Origin of the sequence: Pseudomonas sp. RW10S2, from assembly GCF_014268985.1 — a bacterium.
Taxonomy (GTDB): domain Bacteria; phylum Pseudomonadota; class Gammaproteobacteria; order Pseudomonadales; family Pseudomonadaceae; genus Aquipseudomonas; species Aquipseudomonas wayambapalatensis.
Genome location: NZ_JABWRO010000038.1, coordinates 1 through 19,003, shown reverse-complemented (window position 1 = coordinate 19,003; position 19,003 = coordinate 1). Strand labels below are relative to the sequence as shown.

Genomic DNA, 19,003 nt, shown 5'->3' with positions numbered 1-19,003 from the left:
GCCCGCAGGGTTACAGCACTCATGATCAAGACGCTTCGCCCACTGCTTTTCGCCGGCCTGCTCCTTCCCATCGCCTTGCCCAGCCAGGCTGCCGCCGTCAACACCAGCCTGCCACCGAAGGTGCAGCAGGCCCTCAAGACCAACAAGCTGCAGGACAACGCCCTGTCGCTGGTGATGCTGCCACTCGATGGACCAGGCACGCCGACGATCTTCAATGCCGACGTCTCGGTCAACCCGGCCTCGACCATGAAGCTGGTGACCACCTACGCCGCCCTCGAATTGCTTGGCCCGACCTTTCAGTGGAAGACCGAGTTCTACACCGATGGCACCCTGAACAACGGCGTGCTCAACGGCAACCTCTACCTCAAGGGTGGCGGTGATCCGAAACTGAACATGGAAAAGCTCTGGTTGCTGATGCGTGATCTACGTGCCAACGGTGTGCGCACCGTCACCGGCGACCTGGTGCTGGACCGCAGTCATTTCGTTCAACCCACCCTGCCACATTTCGACGATGATGGCGGCGATGTCAACAAGCCCTTCCTGGTCAAGCCGGACTCGCTGCTGGTCAACCTCAAAGCCCTGCGTTTCGTCGCCCGCAACGATGGTGGCAAAGTCGTGGTTTCGGTCGAGCCGCCCATCGCCAGCATCCGCATCGACAATCAGGTCAAGGCCGTGGCCTCGAAGCAATGCACCGGCGATGTGCGCTACAACCCCGTGGTGCAACCCGATGGCGTGAGCGTCACGGTCAGTGGCCAGCTCGGCGACGGCTGCAACTCGCAAACCTATCTGGCCCTGCTCGACCACCCCGCCTATGCGGCCGGTGCGGTCAGGGCGATCTGGAACGAGCTCGGCGGCAGCATCCAGGGCCGTGACCGCATCGAAAACGTACCCAAAAGCGCGCGCCTGTTGGCCCGGGCCTTCTCGCCCGACCTGGTCGAGGTGATTCGCGATATCAACAAATACAGCAACAACACCATGGCCCAGCAACTGTTCCTCAGCCTGGGCGCGCAGTTTCGCACCGATGCCGACGGTGACGATGCCCGCGCGGCACAGCGTGTAGTGCGCCAGTGGCTGGCCAAGAAAGGTATCACCGCACCGCACCTGGTGATGGAGAACGGCTCTGGCCTGTCACGCGCCGAGCGTGTCAGCACACGTGAAATGGCGGCCTTGCTGCAAGCCGCCTGGAAGAGCCCCTATGCGGCCGAGTTCATCAGTTCGATGCCATTGGTGGGCATGGATGGCACCATGCGCAAGCGCCTGAAGCGCACCGCCATGACCGGCGAGGCGCACATCAAGACCGGCACCCTCAACACCGTGCGCGCGATCGCAGGCTTCAGTCGCGACAGCAACGGCCATACCTGGGCCGTGTCGGCGATTCTCAATGATCCGAAACCTTGGGGCGCCTCCCAGGTGCTGGATCAGGTGTTGCTGGAGCTCTACCGCCAACCCAAGGTCGGCACCGGGACTGTCGGCGTGGTGCCCTGACAGAAACGGACAAACCGGGGCTGTGACGCAGCCCCGGCCACCTCAGGGCAACTCTGCCTCCACGCGATCGCGCCCGGCCTGCTTGGCCACATAGACCCCCGCATCCGCTCGCAACAACAAGGCATCGGCCCCTTCACCGACACGCCATCCCGCCACGCCGAAACTGGCCGTCACCCTGCCTACCCCCTCGACCGGCACACCGCGCACGCCCTGCCACAACTCCAGCGCAAGCTTGTGGGCCTGCTCGGCATTGCTGCCCGGGCACAGCACCATGAACTCCTCGCCTCCCAGCCGACAGAACACATCGGTACGCCGCAGCCGATGACCAATGCGCTGGCAGAGGCTACGCAACACGTGATCGCCAACGGCATGGCCAAACTGATCGTTGATGCACTTGAAGTGGTCGATATCGAGCATGATCACCGCCAGGTCCAGTTCATCTCGCTGGGCCCGCTCCAGTTCGACCTTGAGCCGCTCCTGGAAGTAACGCCGGTTGTGGATGCCGGTAAGGACATCGGTGACCGACAGCGCACGCAACTCCTCCTCTACCCGCTTGAGATCGGAGATGTCCGTCAGATAGCCATGCCAAAGGGTGCAGCCCTCCTCCCCGATTTCCGGCGTTGCCTCCCCACGCACCCAGCGCAGGCCGGCGCGGGGCAGGCAGACGCGATACTCCTCGCGCCAGGGCGTCATGCGCTCGGCCGACTCGCGCACCGAGCGACGCACTCGCTCGAGGTCGTCCGGATGAATGCGCTCGAACACCGTCGATGCGTCATGGCGCAGCAACTGCAGGTCCACTTCATAGATATCCAGCAGCCCGGCGCTGGCGTAGGGAAAACACGAATGGCCGTCGGCATCCAGACGATACTGGTAGATGCCGCCCGGGACCTCGGCACTGAGCTTCTCCAGCAGCCGGTCACGGGCGGCCAACGCTTCGTGAACACGACGACGCTCGGTGACATCGATGCAGATGGCCAGGTAACCCACCCACAAGCCTTGCTCGTCGAGCACCGCAGTGACCAGCATGTTGGCCAGCAAATGGCTGCCGTCCTTGCGCACCAACGTCCACTCTGCGGGCTCCCCTGTGCCCTCCTGCACCGTCTCGGCAAACATCGCCTGGCCTGCCGTGATCTCCCGCCCATAGCGCAGGCTCAAGGCATGGGCACGCTGGCGCAGTTCGTCGGGTTGGACCAGATTCTCCAGCGCCAGGTGCCCCAGCGCTTCGTCGGCCGAATACCCAAGCATGCGCTGCGCCCCCGCATTGAAGGTGCTGATCACGCCCCGCAGGCTGGTGGCAATGATCGCCACCTGGGTCGCGGCATCCAGCACGCTGCGTAGCTGGTTGTGAGTTTCCCGCAGCGACTGCTCGCTCACGCGCAATGCCGCCGTGCGCTGCTCGACCAGGATCAGGGCGCGCTGACGCTGGCTGAACAGGCTGTAGAGCAAGGCGCTGAGCAAAAGGCTCAACAGGCCACCGAGCAGGGTCACGGTGAACACCGCTGACGAGCGGTTGGCCCGGAGGAAGGCTTCGCTGGGGCGGATATCGAGCTGATAGTGATGGTCGGCCAGGTGCAGCAGTTGACTGCTGGTCAACGGCAACGGCGCGCTGTGGTTGCCCGAATCGTACAACGTCTCATGGCCCTGGCTGCCCGACAGATCGAGGATGCGCACCACCAGATTGTCGTCCGTGGCGGTCGGCAGCCCCTCGCTGATCAACTGGCGCATGCTCAACAAAGCCATGACATAGCCAGCAGGTGGCCCGTTCGGCGCCAACTCGGCGAACACCGGTGCGACGATCAACAGGCCGCGAGTGTAGGCCGGATCGACGTTGATCATGTCCAGTGGAGAGGAAACCGCCAGGCTGCCGGGCGTGGTGGCGCGGTCCAGCGCATCCTGGCGCTGGGGCTGGCTACGCAGGTCGAGCCCGTAAGGTTGGTCGTGCTGGTGGGTGGCCTGGGTGTACAGCACCGGGTAGTAGAACGCCCGTGGCGGCGATGGGTGCCAGATGCCTTGGGCATCGTGATCACGGATCTGGTAGGGGCGCCCCAGCCAGGCACTGGCGCGGCGCTCGAAGACATCGCGCTCACCGGCCTCGACCCGTGGTGCCCAGGAGTAGGCCTGGGTACGGTGCAACAAGGGGCGGGCGTAACCGTCGAACTCCTCGGGGAAAATTTCACTGGAGTAGCTGAAGAAGCGCCTCAGACCATCCAGGCGCTGCTCCTGATCCTCGAAACGTTCGGCGATACGGCTGTAGCGCTCACTGGCCAGTAGTTCGAAGCGCTGACGCAACTGCTGCTTGTAGAAGGCGTGGGCGGCGAAGGCCAGTGCAGCAGTGAGCAACCCGCCGGCCACCAGCGCGAACAGCGCGACAGCCCAGGCCGAAAGCGCCTCGCTGATCAGGCCGAACATCTTCGCACGCACCCTCGACATAGAGCATTCTCATCACGTCAGCGTCCTGCGAATCGTTCGGCCCTGAGCTGATTTATAGCCATTAGCCATCAGCACTGCAATGCACTTCGTCTCTTCAGCGTAGCTGCAGGCGCCAGGCCCGGTGGATACGGTTGTTGCGGGCGAAATCCGGATCCAGGGTCTGTGCGCTGATCTCTTCCACCGCATAGCGCTCGACCAGGTGCTCGTCGAGCTGGAACTTGCGGAAGTTGTTGGAGAAGTACAGCACGCCCCCCGGTGCCAGGCGCGCCATGGCCAGATCGAGAAGACGCACATGGTCACGCTGCACGTCGAACACCCCCTCCATGCGTTTGGAGTTGGAGAAAGTCGGTGGGTCGATGAAGATCAGGTCGTAGCTGTCCTGGGCATTTTCCAGCCAGGCCATCACATCGCTCTGCTCCAGGCGGTTGCGCTCGGAGAAGCCATTGAGCGACAGGTTGCGCCGCGCCCAGTCCAGGTAGGTTTTCGACAGGTCGACGCTGGTGGTACTGCGCGCGCCGCCCTTGGCCGCATGCACGGTGGCGGTTGCGGTGTAGCAGAACAGGTTGAGGAAGCGCTTGCCGGCCGCTTCGCGCTGGATACGCAGGCGAATCGGGCGGTGATCGAGGAACAGGCCGGTGTCCAGGTAGTCAGTCAGGTTGACCAGCAGCTTGACGCCACCTTCACTGACTTCCTGGAAGCGCCCTTCCGTGGCCTGACGCTCATACTGGCGCGTACCGCCCTGGCGCTCGCGGCGCTTGAGCACCACGCGCTGAGGATCGACACCCAGGGCCTGGGGAATCGCCGCCAGAGCGTCGAGCAGGCGGGCCTGGGCCTTGTCCGGATCGACCGAACGCGGCGCCGCATATTCCTGGACATGTACCCAATCCTGATAGAGGTCGACCGCCAGGGCATACTCGGGCATGTCGGCATCATACAGACGGTAGCAGTCAATCTGCTCGCGGCGAGCCCACTTGCCCAGTTGCTTGAGGTTCTTCTGCAGGCGGTTGGCGAACATCTGCGCGCCTTCGGAAAGACGTGCCGGTTCATGGGCCACGGCCGGTGCCGCACGCGAGTCGCCGGCTTGATCATCGGCCGGGCGACGCTCGCCGGTCACGAACTGGTCGGGCTGGACCTTGAACAGCAACAACTTGCACGGCAGCGCGCCGTTCCAGAACGCATACTGCTTGTGGCTGCGGATGCCCATGCGCTTGCCCAGCTCGGGTGCGCCGGTGAACACCGCCGCTTCCCAGCCCATGCAGGCCTGGCGCAGGCGTTCGCCGAGGTTCTGGTAGAGGTACAGCAGGCTCGCCTCGTCTCCCAGGCGCTCGCCATAGGGCGGGTTGCTGATGACCAGGCCTTTCTGGTTCTGGTCCGGGCGCGGCTCGAAGCTGGCGACTTCGCCCTGGTAGATCTTCACCCAGTCCCCCAGGCCTGCGCGCTCGACGTTGTTGCGTCCGGGCTGAATCAACCGCGGGTCGGCCTCATAGCCGCGAATCCACAACGGCGGCTTGGCCAGGCCCGCCTGAGCACGGGCCTGGGCCTCGTCGTGCACCTTGCGCCACAGCGCCGGGACATGGCCCTGCCAGGCACTGAAGCCCCAACGCTCGCGCTTGAGATTCGGTGCAATATCGGCGGCAATCATTGCAGCTTCGACGAGGAAGGTCCCGACACCGCACATAGGGTCTGCCAACGCGCCGCCCTCGGCGGCAATACGCGGCCAACCGGCGCGAATCAGCACCGCAGCAGCCAGGTTTTCCTTGAGCGGCGCAGCACCTTGCTGCAGGCGATAGCCGCGCTGGTGCAGGCTGTGGCCGGAAAGGTCGATGGACAGGATGGCCTCGCCACGGTCCAGGCGCAGGTGCACACGCAGGTCGGGGTCGATCTTGTCCACCGACGGGCGCTGGCCTTCACGGTTGCGCAGCTTGTCGACAATCGCGTCCTTGACCTTGAGCGCGCCAAAGTGAGTGTTGTCGATACCCGATCCATGGCCACTGAACTCGACCGCCAGGGTGCCGTCGGCGGCCAGGTGGTCCTGCCAGTCGACACCGTGCACGCCATCATAGAGGTCGTCAGCGTTCTTCATGGCAAAGCGCTTGACCACCAACAGCACGCGGTTGGCCAGGCGTGACCAGAGACACAGCCGGTAGGCGGTTTCCATGTCGGCCGCGCCGCGGATTGCCGAGGTATGCTCGCGCACATCGGCCAGGCCCAGGCCGCGGGCTTCTTCCGCCAGCAGCCCTTCCAGGCCTTTGGGGCAGGTGAGATAGAGTTCGAATGAGTCCGACATGTAGATTCCAGAGCCTCTGGGCTGTGTGCTGGCAACGCGACGCATCGCTGTTGCCTGAGTTTGCCGGATACCCTTCCAGCAGGTATCCGGGTGGCGTGCCGATCATTCGGCAAACCCGGCCACCCGATCGACAACCGACGCCGGGTGGCGCAAAAGGGTTTGATCGTCGGGCAGTGTGAAAATTTCGTCTAACGAAGGCATCGGTGTGACCCTTCGTCGCATTACCAGATGTTGCGTCAGTTCGATGGCGCCAATGGCCAAATGATTTCAACCACCAGCAAACCCTCATCATAGCGGGACAAAACCTAAACAAGGTTGAGTCGCATTTATTTACTTATCCCCTCACCCCTGGAAAGGTTACGTCCTTATGACAAATTGATCATTCACACTGAGACTCGCATTGGTTAGAACTGACCTCAGGCCGCCTCGCAACGGGACGGCACTTTCAGCTCGCCACGCCGGCAGCGAGCGCAAACCGGCAGAAAGATTCTGCCCGGCCTCGGAGAGGCCGACGGGACATTACAGTCAACAAGTGAGGGCAACACCCTATGAGAAGACTTAAGCGTGATCCGTTGGAAAGAGCATATTCACGTGGCTACCAATACGGGGTAACCGGCAAATCCCGCGAACTTTGCCCCTTCAATCTGCCATCCGTTCGCCAGGCATGGATCAACGGTTGGCGTGAAGGTCGCGGCGACAACTGGGACGGCATGACCGGCACCGCTGGCATCCAGAGACTCAACGAAAATCACGCCGTTGGCTGAACGAGGACACTGAATTCGAGTCACCATGCACGCCCCATCCGGGCGGCGGGCTAAGGCCCAGGGGCCCCTTCAAGGGGCCCTTTTTATTGGGCCGCATCTTTGTTAGCGGGGCAGCGCGGCAATCGCATCGACTGCCTCGCGGATCAGTGCCGGACCTTTGTAGATGAAGCCCGAATAGATCTGCACCAGGCTCGCACCGGCTGCGATCTTCTCGGCAGCATGGCGCCCTTCGGTGATCCCGCCCGCCGCGATGATCGGCAACTTGCCGCCCAGTTCAGCAGCCAGCACCTTGACGATGTGGGTGCTCTTCTCCAGCACCGGCGCCCCGGAAAGCCCACCCGCCTCACCCCCGAACGGCAGCCCTTCGACCCCTTCGCGCCCCAAAGTGGTATTGGTCGCGATTACCGCATCCATGCCCGACTCGACCAGGGCTGCCGCCACCAGCGCGGTTTCCTCATCGCTCATGTCCGGTGCAATCTTGATCGCCAGCGGCACGCGTTTGCCGTGCTCGCTCGCCAGCTGTTCGCGACGCTCGGCCAGCGCGTCGAGCAGTTGCTTGAGCGAATCACCAAATTGCAGGCTGCGCAGGCCGGGAGTGTTGGGCGAGCTGACGTTGACCGTGATGTAGCTGGCCTGGGTGTAGACTTTTTCGAGGCAGATCAGGTAGTCGTCCTGGGCACGCTCGACCGGCGTGTCGAAATTCTTGCCGATGTTGATGCCCAGCACACCGTCATAACGCGCCGCGCGCACCCGTTCCAGCAGGTGATCCACACCCAGGTTGTTGAAGCCCATGCGGTTGATGATCGCAGTCGCTTCCGGCAGGCGGAACAACCGTGGCTTCGGATTGCCAGGCTGTGGTCGCGGGGTGACAGTGCCGATCTCGACGAAGCCGAAGCCCAGCTGGGCGAAGCCATCGATGGCCGCGCCGTTCTTGTCCAGGCCTGCGGCAAGGCCCACGGGGTTGGCAAAGTTCAAGCCCATGACGGTCACCGGCACCGAGGCCGGACGCTTGCACAGCAGGCCATTGAGACCAAGGCGGCCACCGGCGCCGATGAGGTCGAGCGACAGGTCGTGGGAGGTTTCCGGGGAGAGCTTGAACAGCAGCTGGCGGGCCAGGGTATACATGGGCAGGCAGGACTCGGGGGTGAGTGAGGGATGCGATTATAGCCAGCGCGCCGTCCGCGCGACAGGGCCTTGGCACATGGGTTGCTTCGAAGCGCTGGCAACCCGATCGGTACGGGTGAGGATATTTCGTGAACACAGCCCCTCCGACAACACCCTTGGCCTGGGTCAACGGCAGCGATGCACCCGAGAAACCCAGCCTGAACATCGGTTTCATGGCCCTGACCGACTGCGCCTCGGTGGTGGTCGCGGCCACGCAGGGCTTCGCACAACTCCAGGGTCTGACCCTCAATCTGCAGCGTCAGGCTTCCTGGGCCGGCACCCGAGACAAACTCGCCAGCGGCGAACTGGATGCTGCCCACTGCCTGTATGGGCTGGTCTACGCCATGCACCTGGGCATGGGCGGTGTCGCGGCCAACGATATGGCAGTGCTCATGGGCCTGAACCAGAATGCCCAGGCGATCAACCTTTCCCCCGCGTTGCAGCGCAAGGGCGTGACCAGCCCTGAAGCACTGGCGCGACTGGTGCACCAGCATGGCGCACGCCTGACCTTCGCCCAGACGTTTCCCACTGGCACCCATGCCATGTGGCTGTACTACTGGCTGGCCAGCCAGGGCATCCACCCGCTGCACGATGTCGATAGCGTGGTGGTGCCACCGGCACAGATGGTCGCGCACCTGCAGGCCGGGCGCATTGACGGCTTCTGTGCTGGCGAACCCTGGTCGGCAGACGCCGTGGCACAGGACCAGGGCTTCACCCTGGCCACCAGTCAATCGATCTGGCCGGACCATCCGGAAAAGGTCCTGGCCAGCACCCGCGCCTTCGTCGAGCACTACCCCAACAGCGCCCGCGCGCTGGTCAAGGCGATACTCGCCGCCAGCCGCTTCATCGAGCAAAGCCCGGAAAATCGCCGGGGCACGGCGCAACTGCTCAGCGGCAGGGCCTACCTGGATACGCCAGCCAGCAACATCGAGCCGCGCCTGCTCGGCGACTACCACGACGGGCTGGGCAATCGATGGCAGGATCGTCACGCCCTGCGCGTGCATGACCAAGGTCGGGCGAACCTGCCCTATCTGTCCGACGGCATGTGGTTCATGACCCAATTCCGCCGCTGGGGCCTGCTGCGCGAGGACCCGGACTACCTGGCAGTGGCCTCTCGCGTACAGCAACTGACGCTGTACCGCGAAGCAGCCCAGGCCGTGGGCGTGTCCTGCGCCGACGCACCGATGCGCAGCAGCCTGCTGATCGACGGCATCCGCTGGGACGGCAGCGATCCCCATGCCTATGCCCGCAGTTTCCGCCTGCACGCTCTGGATGATGCCCCGCACGTGCGGGTTGGTTCGTGAAGGTGGCCACCATGCTGCGTGTTCTGCTGATCGATGATACCGAGAAGAAGGTTGGCCGCCTCAAGGCTGCCTTGATCGAATCTGGCTTCGATGTGATCGAGGCGCCGGGGCTGACCATCGACCTGCCCAGCTGCGTCGAAACGGTGCGTCCGGATGTTGTGCTGATCGATACCGAGTCACCGGGTCGCGATGTGATGGAGCAGGTGGTGCTGGTCAGCCGGGATCAGCCACGGCCAATCGTACTGTTTACCGACGAGCATGATCCGGGGGTGATGCGCCAGGCGATCCAGGCCGGCGTCAGCGCCTACATCGTCGAAGGCATCCATGCGGCGCGCCTGCAGCCGATTCTCGACGTGGCCATGGCTCGCTTCGAGAGCGACCAGGCGCTCAAGGCGCAACTGCTGGCTCGCGACCAGCAACTGGCCGAACGCAAGCGCATCGAACAGGCCAAGGGCCTGCTGATGAAGATGAAAGACTGCAATGAAGAGCAGGCCTACACCCTGATGCGTCGCCAGGCCATGAGCCGCCAGCAGAAGTTGATTCAGGTGGCAGAGCAGATCATCGCCATGTCCGAAATGCTTGGCTGAGTCGATGTTGGCCCGGCTCTTGCTCAGCCAATACCACAGGTAGCCAACGGCGGTTGCCACATCATCCCGACAAAGACGTCGCTCTCCCCTCCACCCTGGTGGATCGGGTAGCGACGTCTTTTTCGTTTCCGCCCTGCCAGGCAGGGCATGACAACCGTTGCAAGCTGCGCGAGGTGTTCAATGAATACGAGCTTCTGGAAATCCGGGCATGTGCCTACGCTGTTTGCCGCCTTCCTCTACTTCGACCTGAGCTTCATGGTCTGGTACCTGCTGGGTCCCTTGGCGGTGCAGATCTCCGCCGACCTGCAACTGAGTGCGCAGCAACGGGGCCTGATGGTCGCAACGCCCATTCTGGCCGGTGCCGTATTGCGCTTTATCATGGGCATGCTGGTCGACCGCCTGTCACCCAAGACTGCCGGCCTGATTGGGCAGGTGGTCGTGATCGTCGCCCTGGCCTGTGCCTGGTTCATGGGCGTTCACAGTTACGAACAAGCGTTGCTGCTGGGCGTGTTCCTTGGCGTTGCAGGCGCCTCGTTCGCCGTGTCGCTACCGTTGGCGTCGCAGTGGTACCCGCCCCAGCACCAAGGCAAGGCCATGGGCATCGCCGGTGCGGGCAACTCCGGGACGGTGTTCGCCGCCCTGCTCGCCCCGGTGCTGGCCGCAAGCTTTGGCTGGAACAACGTGTTCGGTTTCGCCGTCATCCCGCTGGTGATCACCCTCGTGGCCTTTGCACTGCTGGCACGCAATGCCCCGCAGCGCCCCAAGCCCAAGGCCATGGCCGACTATTTCAAGGCCTTGGGCGACCGTGACAGCTGGTGGTTCATGTTTTTCTACAGTGTCACCTTCGGTGGATTCATCGGCCTGGCCAGCGCCCTGCCGGGCTACTTCAGCGACCAGTATGGCCTGAGCCCGATCACCGCAGGCTACTACACGGCAGCCTGCGTGTTCGCCGGCAGCCTCATGCGTCCGCTGGGTGGTGCCCTCGCCGACCGTTTCGGTGGCATCCGCACCTTGCTCGGGATGTACAGTGTGGCAGCGGTGTGCATCGCTGCAGTCGGCTTCAACCTGCCCAGCGCCGCAGCAGCCCTGGCCCTGTTCGTCAGCGCCATGCTTGGCCTGGGCGCTGGCAATGGCGCGGTGTTCCAGTTGGTGCCGCAACGCTTCCGCCAGGAAATCGGTGTCATGACCGGCCTGATCGGCATGGCCGGTGGCATCGGCGGCTTCCTGCTGGCGGCAGGCCTGGGTGCAATCAAGCAGCACACCGGCGACTATCAACTTGGCCTGTGGCTGTTCGCCAGCCTGGGGTTGCTGGCCTGGTTCGGCCTGTATGGGGTCAAGCGTCGCTGGCGCACCACCTGGGGTTCGGCTGCCGTGACGGCCGCGCGGGTCTGACCCCGTGAGCTTGCAACTGGCGTTCGCCCAGGCCAGCGCCACCGGCCCGCGCCCGGAAAACCAGGACGCTCTGCGCCTGGTCACCCCGGCTGCAGAGCTGGCCGCCAGCAAGGGCTACCTGTTCGCCCTCGCCGATGGCGTCAGCCAGTGCGCCGATGGTGGCCTGGCGGCCAGGGCCAGCCTGCAGGCCTTGGCACTGGACTACTATTCCACTCCCGCCACCTGGTGTGTGGCCCAGGCCCTGGATCGCCTGCTGCTGGCGCAGAACCGCTGGCTGCGCGCCCAGGGCAACGGCCAGCCGCTGATGACCACGCTGACCGCCCTGGTGCTGCGCGGCAAGCGGTTCACCCTCGCCCATGTCGGCGACTGCCGCGCCTACCGCTGGCACGACGGTCGCCTGTCGTGCCTGAGCGATGACCATGTCTGGGACCAGCCAGGAATGCATCATGTGCTCAAGCGCGCCTTGGGTCTGGACCAGCACCTGTTGGTCGATTACCGGGAAGGCGAACTGCAGCCGGGCGAGTGCTTCGTGCTGCTCAGCGATGGTGTCTGGTCGAGCCTGAGCGATCAGCAGATCCAGTCGATCCTGCGCGAGCAGCCTGACCTGCAGGTGGCCGCCGATACCCTGGTCGCCAGCGCGCACCTTTGCGGCAGCCAGGACAACGCCAGCGCGTTGCTGGTCAGGGTCGAACAGCCGGGCTCGGCGAATCTGGGCGATACCCTTGCGCAGTTGCAGGAATGGCCGATACCGAACGCCCTGCGTACGGGCCAGCGCATCGATGGCTGGTGTGTCGAAGGGCTGCTCGCCCAGAGCCGGCAATCACTGCTCTACCGGGTCAAGGATACCCAGGGCCAGGCATGGCTGCTCAAGACCCTTCCACCGGCGCGCGAAACCGATCAGGGCGCTGCTCAGCGGCTGCTGCTCGAAGAGTGGTTTCTGCGCCGGGTCGCTGGCCGACACTTCCCTGAGGTGCATGCCGCCAGCCAGCGCCAGCACCTGTACTACCTCATGCGCCAGTATCCGGGCCAGACGCTTGCCAGCCTGTTCGCCGAACATGGGCCCTTGCCACTGCCCCAATGGCTGGAGCTGACACGCCAACTGCTGCAGGCAGTGGGCGTGCTGCACCGGCGCAACCTGCTGCACCGCGACATCAAGCCGGAAAACCTGCATCTAGGGGCGGATGGCCAACTACGCGTGCTGGATTTCGGCCTGGCGTACTGCCCGGGCCTGTCAGAGGATCAGCCGCACGATCTGCCCGGCACCCCCTCGTTCATTGCCCCGGAAGCCTTCGATGGCGAGCCGCCGACAGCCCGCCAGGATCTCTACGCCGCTGGCGTGACGTTTTACTACCTGCTGACCGGGCACTACCCCTACGGTGAAATCGAGGCGTTCCAGCGCCCACGCTTCAGTACGCCGGTCAATGCTGCGCGCTATCGCCCCGACTTGCCTGAATGGTTGCAGCGTAGCCTGGAAAAGGCTGTCTCGGTGGACCCTGCACAACGTTTCGAGACCGCCGAACAATGGTTGCTGCTGCTCGAACGCGGTGACCGCCAGGAGTTGGCCATGCGCCCTCGTCCCCTGCTGGAGCGCGAGCCGCTGAAAGTCTGGCGAACCTTGGCGCTGCTGTCGATGGTGTTGAACCTGGTGCTGCTGTACATCGTGCTTAAAGGGTAAGCCTGGGCGGGATTCTTCGCGGGCAAGCCCGCTCCTGCAAATGCAGGGCACCGAGATGCAGGCCCGTTTGGCATACCCAAATTCCAGGCAAAGAAAAACCCGGCCGAGGCCGGGTTTTTCGTGAAGCATCAAACCAATTACTTGGCCTGGGCTTCTACCTGAGCTTCTACGCGACGGTTAACGGCGCGGCCAGCTTCGGTGGCGTTATCAGCAACTGGACGGGTCTCACCGTAGCCAACCGAGTCAACACGGTTGGATTCGATGCCGTACTGCTGGGTCAGAACCTGCTTGACAGCATTGGCACGACGCTCGGACAGCTTCTGGTTGTAAGCGTCTGGACCTACGGAGTCAGTGTGACCTTCAACCACGGTGGTGGTTTGTGGGTACTGCTTCATGAAGTCAGCCAGGTTCTTGATGTCGCCGTAGCTGTTAGGCTTGACGACCGACTTGTCGAAGTCGAACTTCACGTCCAGCTCAACGCGGACGTTTTCAGCGGCAGCCGGGCAGCCGTCGGCGTCAACGGTGACGTTGGCCGGGGTGTCAGGGCACTTGTCGACGTTGTCGCAGACGCCGTCGTTGTCGCTGTCGGTGCAGACTTCGGCAACCGGAGCAGGAGCAGGAGCTGCGGACTGCTTCGGGCTACCGCCGAAGTTCAGGCCAACGCCGACGCTCGGTGCCCACTCGGTGTCACCTTTGTCGATGTTGTACTGGGCTTCAACGCCGGCACGGGCGTAGAACATGTCGGTGATGTACCACTTGGCGCCAGCGCCAACGTTGGCGAAGGTGGAGTGGTCACGACCGCCACGGCCGGTCTGGCCCAGCGACTGGTGGGAGAAACCAGCCGAAACGTACGGACGGATAGCGTCGTATGGGTTGTTGAAGTGGTAAACGGCATCCAGGGCAGTGTTCGAGCCCTTGATGTTCTTGCCGTCGTCGCCACGAGCGTTGTGAACTTCGTCGTAGCCCAGACGCAGTTCAACGTCGTCGGTCAGGAAGTAACCGATCGAGCCGCCGAACAGGTTGCCGTCGTTCTTGAAGTCGCGCTGGCTGTCGAAGAACTCCTTCTTGTAGAAGATCTCGGTTTCGACGGCGCCTTGGCCTTGTGCCATAGCGCCAATCGAGGTGGCGGCTACGAGCGAACCAATGGCCAAGCCCAAGGTGTTTTTCAATTTCATCCGTTAAATCCCCATCTGGTGATAGTTAAGCCGCCCCACCAAAAACCGGGGGACAACTCGACGGCAAGTCTAGCAGACCTTGCCGATTCGTTTGAGCCATTTGCGTAGGACTAAGTTTCAGCCGAGTCCGCAAATTTCTCACGAAGCTTGTCGAGCGCACGCTTGTAACGCATTTTCGTGGCGCTCAGGCCCATGTGCATGATGTCGGCGATCTCCTGAAACTCCAGCTCTGCGACAAAACGTAGCACCAGAATTTCCCGGTCGATCGGGTTCACATACACCAGCCATTTATCCAGCCCGCCTTTTTCTTCCGGTTTCGGAGCCTTGTCCTCGGACGCCTCTTCGACGGGGTCCAGGCTCAGGGCATCCATCAACCTTCTCTTGCGACGCTCCTTGCGGTACTGGGTGATACATTCGTTGTAGGTGATGCTGTAGAGCCAGGTCTTGAACTTCGATTTGCCCTCGAAATTCTTCAGGCCGTACAACACTTTCAGCATGACCTCCTGACAGACATCGTCAGCATCCCGATCGTTCCCCAGATAACGTGCACAGACGTTGAACAGGGTCCGTTGGTAGCGCCGCATGAGCTCCTCATAGGCGCGGGTAACATGAAACAGCTCCTCATGCGAACGCGCCACCAACTCCTCGTCGGTGAGCTCGCGGGGGTCGTAACGCATGGGCGGCGAATAGACTTTATTCAAAACGGATCTGGCCGACAGTCAGGTCAATGTCGCCGCTCAGCCCCTGGGGCCGATTTTTGCGGCGGCATACATTAACAGCTTTTGTGCGGTTAGCGGCTATTGACACGCTGCTCAAGCAGCACTCGATTAGACAGCGATACCAGTTCGCCATCATCGGTCAGCAGCGTCGTCTTGACCGTTCCGATCTCTTCGATATGCCCTTCGACCTCTCCAATCCGCACCTGCTGGCCGACCTGATACAACTCGCGCACGTAGATCCCGGCAAGGATCTGCCCGGCGATTTCCCGGCTGCCCAGGCCCATTGCCAGGGCCACGGCCAGACCAACGGTAATCAGCCCGATGACGATCACATGGTTGAGCAGGTCGGTCTTGACCTCGAGCTGGCTGATCGCCACCGAGATCGCGATGATGATGACCAGCCCCTGGGCGATGCGCCCGACGCCCGCTGCGTACTCCAGGCCGATGCCTTCGGCAGCGCCGCGCACCAGGCCGTTGACCAGCTGTGCCAGCAATACGCCGGCCAGCAGTACCAGCGCCGCGCCAAACACCTTGGGCAGGTACAGGGCAAGCATGTCGAGGGTGGCGGAGACCCGCTCCAGGCCCAGCGATTCTGCGGCCGAAACCAGGAAGATCAGCAGGATGAACCAGTAGACGATCTTGCCGATCAGCGTCGAGATCGGTACCTGGATACCGACCCGGCCGAGCATCTTGGTCAGCCCAGTCCCGCTCATCAGGCGGTCGAGGCCGAACTTGGCGAGCAGCTTGGACAGCAGTGTGTCGAGCAGCTTGGCCACCACGAAACCGAGCAGCACCACGACCAGCGCGCCGAACAGGTTGGGGATGAAGTTCGCCACCTTGGTCCAAAGGGCAGTCATGGCGGTGACCAGGCTCTGGGTCCAGAGATCGAGTTCCATATTCAATCGGCCTTATCAGCTTTCTGTCTGCCTGCGGCAGGGGTACGGCGCACCGGCGCGACATGCGCCGAGCCATTGTTGACAGCGATCAGCAGCGCCTGGCTCCAGCGGCCCAGCAGGCTGAACAGATCGCCCGCGCCAACCTGACGGTTGGCGGTTTTGAGCACGCGCCCCAGGCAGGCGTCGTCGTCTCGGTCATGGCCGGACGGCGACGCCTTGAGCAGGTCGCGCAGGGATTCTTCAAACGGATCGTGCATGGGCACCTCGCGTGATGTCAGTCAAAGACGAGGGCTCTGGCCGACGGGTCACACAGGGATATGGGACGAATGTTTCAAAATACATACGTGCTCGACGCTCAGACCCAGCGCAACTTGCGCAACAACCACCATTGCCCTGCGGCCAGGCCCAACACCACCAGGCAGGCGAACAGGAAGCCATAGGGGTTCTCGGCCCCCGGAATACCACCGACATTGATGCCGAGCAGGCCGGTGATGAAGCTCATCGGCAGGAAGATGCAGGTGATGATGCCGAAGCGGTACATGGTCCGGTTCATCCGCTCGCTGCGCCGCCGGTCCTCGCCTTCCAGCACCAGCGCAGCGCGCTCTCGCGCCAGTTCCAGCTCCTCGAGATAACGGATCAGGCTGTTGTTCAGCTCGTTCCAGTAATCGGCGTCGGCGTCGGCGAACCAGCTCCACTTGTTGCGCGAAAGCTGGGCATAGATATCACGCTGTGGCGCCAGGAAGCGACGCAGCCCGGCGGCACGACGGCGGATCTGCTGCAGATTGCCCTGGGCCGGACTATACCGTTCGTCGGATTCTACCTTCTCTTCCTCGAGATCGACCGCTTCGGACAGGTCGCTGACCAGTGCCTGGACCTTTTCGGTCAACAGTTCACCCATCAGCAACAGCAACTCGGAGGCCGATTTCGGCCCCCTGCCCTCATCCAGTTGCTGCAGGATCTCGTCGCTCGCGCGCAAAGGCCTCAGGCGCAGCGAAATGACGCGACGCGCTTCGGCGAAGATGCGCACCGAAACCATGTCTTCCGGCTCTGCGCCAGGGTTGAGGTTGACCCCGCGCAAAAACAGCAGCAACTGCTCGTTGGCCAGCGGCAGCAGGCGCGGGCGAGTGTTCTCCTCGAGCAGCAGATCGCAGGCGAACTCGCTCAGGCCGCTGTCGTGCAGCAGCCAGGTGCGGGTTTGCGGATGACTGCGATCCCAGTGCAGCCAGAGGCTCTCTTGCGCCTGCAATTGCAGATTGTCCAACTCGGTACGGGCAATGGCGCGCGCGCCGCCCTTGCCGTCGAGCACCAGGGCATGGACCAGCCCCCACTGCGCGTTGTCTTCCTCGAACATCAATGCTCCATCAGCGCGCGCGGCGCATCACTCCGGCATCTTCAGGGGGCTTGGCGAGACGATCACGCCATTGTTGTCGGCGTAGATGTATTCGCCGGGACGGAAAGTGACGCCGGCAAAGCTGACCACCACATCGAGGTCGCCAATGCCGCGCTTGTCGGTCTTCATCGGATGACTGGCCAGGGCCTGCACGCCGACGTCGGTCTGCACCAGAACATCCACGTCACGCACACAGCCGTAGATCACCAGGCCTTCCCAGCCATTCTTCGCTGCTTTCTCGGCGAGCATGTCGCCCAGCAGCGCACGGCGCAGCGATCCGCCGCCATCGACCACCAGGACCTTGCCCTTGCCGTCGAGCTCGACCTGCTCCTTGACCAGGGAATTGTCTTCGAAGCACTTGATGGTGACGATCTGGCCGCCGAAAGAGTCGCGGCCGCCGAAATTGCTGAACATCGGCTCCAGCACCTGGACCAGGTCCGGGTAGGCGTCGCACAGGTCGGGCGTTACGTAATGCTGCATGGGAAGCTCCTGTCAGTCACAACGAAAGCGGGTATCGGGCAAGGCTACACCCTGAAGGCCGTTGCAGTCATCCGCGAGTTCGGTGGTGCGGCATTCGCGGGCAAGCCCGCTCCTACGGGCCTCCCACAACCCTGGAGAACCGGCCACTGACAGCATGTGGGAGCGGGCTTGCCCGCGAATGGTCGCTCATTCAACCTTCTTGGACGGGCGCCTGGGGATCGCTCAACCAGCGCGCCACCAGCGGCCAGACCTGCGCCTGCGCGGCCTTGCTCACCAGCATGTCGACATGCCCAAAGGCCTCGAAGCCTTCTTCACGGCCCAGGCGCAGGAACTGCTTGCACTCGCCGCCCCACTGTTCGAACAGTTTGCGACAGGCCCATACCGGATCCTGGAAATCTGCCGCGCCAGCCACTGCCAGCAGCGGCGCCTCGACCTGCGACAGCCCAGCCCACCAATCCTGGCCCTTGACCCCGAAACGCCCGAACAGCCCATGCCAGCGCAGGCTTTCCAGCGCCAGCCCGATCGGTTCGTCTTCCGGCCCACGCTTGAGGCGCGGCCCGGAGAGCTGTGCGAAGCGCTTGACCAGCAGACGTGCGCCCCAGGCAACCGGTGGCACTTTCAGCGGCCAGTACACACGACTGACCTGAGTGCCGAACAAGGCCACGCTGGCCACACCGACACTGTCCAGGTAGCCGCCGCCGAGCGCCGCCACCAGTGTGGTGCCACCCAGTGAATGGCCAATCCAGTGCGGTGCCTGCCCTGCCATTTCCTGGACAAAGGCCCCGATCACCGGCAGATCGAAACGCGCATAGTCCGCCACGGTGTTCTGCCGCCACTGGCGGTTGCGCGGCGACAGCCCGTGGCCACGCATTTCCGGGATCCACACATCGAAACCGGCACGCGCCAGGAACGCCCCCAGGCCAATGCCCTTGGGCGAATACCAGAAGCGGCGGTTGGAGAAACTGCCATGCAGGAGGATCACCGGCACGCCCGGAGTGGAAGGCTGATCGGCCAGCCCGAGGCGGGTCAGCGCCAGCTCGACACTGGCGTCGGGGCTGTTGCCGGCCTTGATTCGGTAGACATCTTCGCTGAGGTCGCCACGGCGCTCGGCACTGAGCAGGGCCACGGGAAAAAGGGTGCTGCTGCTTTGCATGGATTCACAGAATGAAAAGGGGAAACAGGATGGGGAAACTGCCACGCTGAATTTGGGGCTTCAGCGCATTCGCGGGGGAAACCCCCCCCCCCCCCCCCCCCC

16 protein-coding genes are annotated in these 19,003 nt (G+C 63.3%); 6 read left to right on the top strand and 10 right to left on the bottom strand.

The genetic code is table 11. From position 1 onward, the window contains the following. Positions 1-21 precede the first annotated feature (21 nt). Positions 22-1,485 (top strand): D-alanyl-D-alanine carboxypeptidase/D-alanyl-D-alanine-endopeptidase, encoded by a 1,464-nt coding sequence (dacB, locus tag HU729_RS10850; protein WP_054892460.1) that lies wholly within the window; start codon positions 22-24, stop codon positions 1,483-1,485. Between the two features lie 42 nt (positions 1,486-1,527). Here the strand turns inward: dacB and HU729_RS10845 are convergent, their stop codons facing one another. Both HU729_RS10845 and rlmKL read right to left on the bottom strand, forming a co-directional pair. Beyond that, complete coding sequence (locus HU729_RS10845; protein ID WP_186709929.1) at positions 1,528-3,915, bottom strand: diguanylate cyclase; 2,388 nt, start codon at positions 3,913-3,915, stop codon at positions 1,528-1,530. A gap of 94 nt (positions 3,916-4,009) precedes the next feature. Further along, a complete protein-coding gene (gene rlmKL / locus HU729_RS10840; RefSeq protein WP_186666706.1) occupies positions 4,010-6,202 on the bottom strand; it encodes a bifunctional 23S rRNA (guanine(2069)-N(7))-methyltransferase RlmK/23S rRNA (guanine(2445)-N(2))-methyltransferase RlmL in 2,193 nt (730 codons plus the stop codon). A 548-nt stretch (positions 6,203-6,750) separates the two neighbouring features. On the opposite strand from rlmKL, the gene HU729_RS10835 reads away from it, so the two are divergent. Continuing rightward, positions 6,751-6,966 (top strand): ribosome modulation factor, encoded by a 216-nt coding sequence (locus HU729_RS10835; RefSeq protein ID WP_080642046.1) that lies wholly within the window; start codon positions 6,751-6,753, stop codon positions 6,964-6,966. 102 nt (positions 6,967-7,068) lie between these two features. Here the strand turns inward: HU729_RS10835 and HU729_RS10830 are convergent, their stop codons facing one another. After that, complete coding sequence (locus tag HU729_RS10830; protein ID WP_063543995.1) at positions 7,069-8,091, bottom strand: quinone-dependent dihydroorotate dehydrogenase; 1,023 nt, start codon at positions 8,089-8,091, stop codon at positions 7,069-7,071. A 128-nt stretch (positions 8,092-8,219) separates the two neighbouring features. Here HU729_RS10830 and HU729_RS10825 point away from each other — a divergent pair, with 128 nt between their 5' ends. The 4 genes from HU729_RS10825 (at position 8,220) to HU729_RS10810 (ending at position 13,088) form a co-directional block, all read left to right on the top strand. After that, positions 8,220-9,434: a CmpA/NrtA family ABC transporter substrate-binding protein gene (locus tag HU729_RS10825; RefSeq protein ID WP_186666707.1), complete on the top strand. Its 1,215-nt coding sequence runs from the start codon at positions 8,220-8,222 to the stop codon at positions 9,432-9,434. A gap of 11 nt (positions 9,435-9,445) precedes the next feature. Then, positions 9,446-10,021 (top strand): ANTAR domain-containing protein, encoded by a 576-nt coding sequence (locus HU729_RS10820; RefSeq protein ID WP_186666708.1) that lies wholly within the window; start codon positions 9,446-9,448, stop codon positions 10,019-10,021. A gap of 180 nt (positions 10,022-10,201) precedes the next feature. Further along, on the top strand, positions 10,202-11,413 hold the full coding sequence (locus tag HU729_RS10815) for a nitrate/nitrite transporter (protein WP_186666709.1): 1,212 nt from the start codon (positions 10,202-10,204) through the stop codon (positions 11,411-11,413). Positions 11,414-11,417: 4 nt separating this feature from the next. Continuing rightward, the gene (locus HU729_RS10810) at positions 11,418-13,088 is read left to right on the top strand and encodes a protein kinase (protein ID WP_186709922.1); all 1,671 of its coding nucleotides are present in this window, start codon (positions 11,418-11,420) and stop codon (positions 13,086-13,088) included. A 137-nt stretch (positions 13,089-13,225) separates the two neighbouring features. Here HU729_RS10810 and HU729_RS10805 read toward each other — a convergent pair whose 3' ends face one another. The 7 genes from HU729_RS10805 to HU729_RS10775 form a co-directional block, all read right to left on the bottom strand. After that, positions 13,226-14,263, bottom strand: coding sequence for an OmpA family protein (locus HU729_RS10805; protein WP_186666711.1), 1,038 nt, complete (start codon positions 14,261-14,263; stop codon positions 13,226-13,228). 110 nt (positions 14,264-14,373) lie between these two features. After that, on the bottom strand, positions 14,374-14,940 hold the full coding sequence (gene sigX, locus HU729_RS10800; protein WP_054892468.1) for an RNA polymerase sigma factor SigX: 567 nt from the start codon (positions 14,938-14,940) through the stop codon (positions 14,374-14,376). Positions 14,941-15,053: 113 nt separating this feature from the next. Beyond that, positions 15,054-15,878 (bottom strand): mechanosensitive ion channel domain-containing protein, encoded by an 825-nt coding sequence (locus HU729_RS10795; RefSeq protein WP_054892469.1) that lies wholly within the window; start codon positions 15,876-15,878, stop codon positions 15,054-15,056. A 2-nt stretch (positions 15,879-15,880) separates the two neighbouring features. Further along, positions 15,881-16,135 (bottom strand): hypothetical protein, encoded by a 255-nt coding sequence (locus tag HU729_RS10790; protein ID WP_054892470.1) that lies wholly within the window; start codon positions 16,133-16,135, stop codon positions 15,881-15,883. A 98-nt stretch (positions 16,136-16,233) separates the two neighbouring features. After that, positions 16,234-17,229 (bottom strand): zinc transporter ZntB, encoded by a 996-nt coding sequence (locus HU729_RS10785; protein WP_186666713.1) that lies wholly within the window; start codon positions 17,227-17,229, stop codon positions 16,234-16,236. A gap of 27 nt (positions 17,230-17,256) precedes the next feature. Further along, positions 17,257-17,748, bottom strand: coding sequence for a ribonuclease E activity regulator RraA (gene rraA, locus HU729_RS10780; protein WP_054892472.1), 492 nt, complete (start codon positions 17,746-17,748; stop codon positions 17,257-17,259). Between the two features lie 190 nt (positions 17,749-17,938). After that, complete coding sequence (locus tag HU729_RS10775) at positions 17,939-18,901, bottom strand: alpha/beta fold hydrolase (RefSeq protein ID WP_186709920.1); 963 nt, start codon at positions 18,899-18,901, stop codon at positions 17,939-17,941. Between the last annotated feature and the right edge of the window lie 102 nt (positions 18,902-19,003).

Excerpts from the sequence above, each read along its gene's own strand:
- dacB (WP_054892460.1), top strand. The coding sequence starts at position 22 with ATGATCAAGACGCTTCGCCCACTGCTTTTCGCCGGCCTGCTCCTTCCC.
- HU729_RS10845 (WP_186709929.1), bottom strand. The coding sequence starts at position 3,915 with ATGTCGAGGGTGCGTGCGAAGATGTTCGGCCTGATCAGCGAGGCGCTT.
- rlmKL (WP_186666706.1), bottom strand. The coding sequence starts at position 6,202 with ATGTCGGACTCATTCGAACTCTATCTCACCTGCCCCAAAGGCCTGGAA.
- HU729_RS10835 (WP_080642046.1), top strand. The coding sequence starts at position 6,751 with ATGAGAAGACTTAAGCGTGATCCGTTGGAAAGAGCATATTCACGTGGC.
- HU729_RS10830 (WP_063543995.1), bottom strand. The coding sequence starts at position 8,091 with ATGTATACCCTGGCCCGCCAGCTGCTGTTCAAGCTCTCCCCGGAAACC.
- HU729_RS10820 (WP_186666708.1), top strand. The coding sequence starts at position 9,446 with ATGCTGCGTGTTCTGCTGATCGATGATACCGAGAAGAAGGTTGGCCGC.
- HU729_RS10815 (WP_186666709.1), top strand. The coding sequence starts at position 10,202 with ATGAATACGAGCTTCTGGAAATCCGGGCATGTGCCTACGCTGTTTGCC.
- HU729_RS10805 (WP_186666711.1), bottom strand. The coding sequence starts at position 14,263 with ATGAAATTGAAAAACACCTTGGGCTTGGCCATTGGTTCGCTCGTAGCC.
- sigX (WP_054892468.1), bottom strand. The coding sequence starts at position 14,940 with ATGCGTTACGACCCCCGCGAGCTCACCGACGAGGAGTTGGTGGCGCGT.
- HU729_RS10795 (WP_054892469.1), bottom strand. The coding sequence starts at position 15,878 with ATGGAACTCGATCTCTGGACCCAGAGCCTGGTCACCGCCATGACTGCC.
- HU729_RS10790 (WP_054892470.1), bottom strand. The coding sequence starts at position 16,135 with ATGCACGATCCGTTTGAAGAATCCCTGCGCGACCTGCTCAAGGCGTCG.
- HU729_RS10785 (WP_186666713.1), bottom strand. The coding sequence starts at position 17,229 with ATGTTCGAGGAAGACAACGCGCAGTGGGGGCTGGTCCATGCCCTGGTG.
- rraA (WP_054892472.1), bottom strand. The coding sequence starts at position 17,748 with ATGCAGCATTACGTAACGCCCGACCTGTGCGACGCCTACCCGGACCTG.
- HU729_RS10775 (WP_186709920.1), bottom strand. The coding sequence starts at position 18,901 with ATGCAAAGCAGCAGCACCCTTTTTCCCGTGGCCCTGCTCAGTGCCGAG.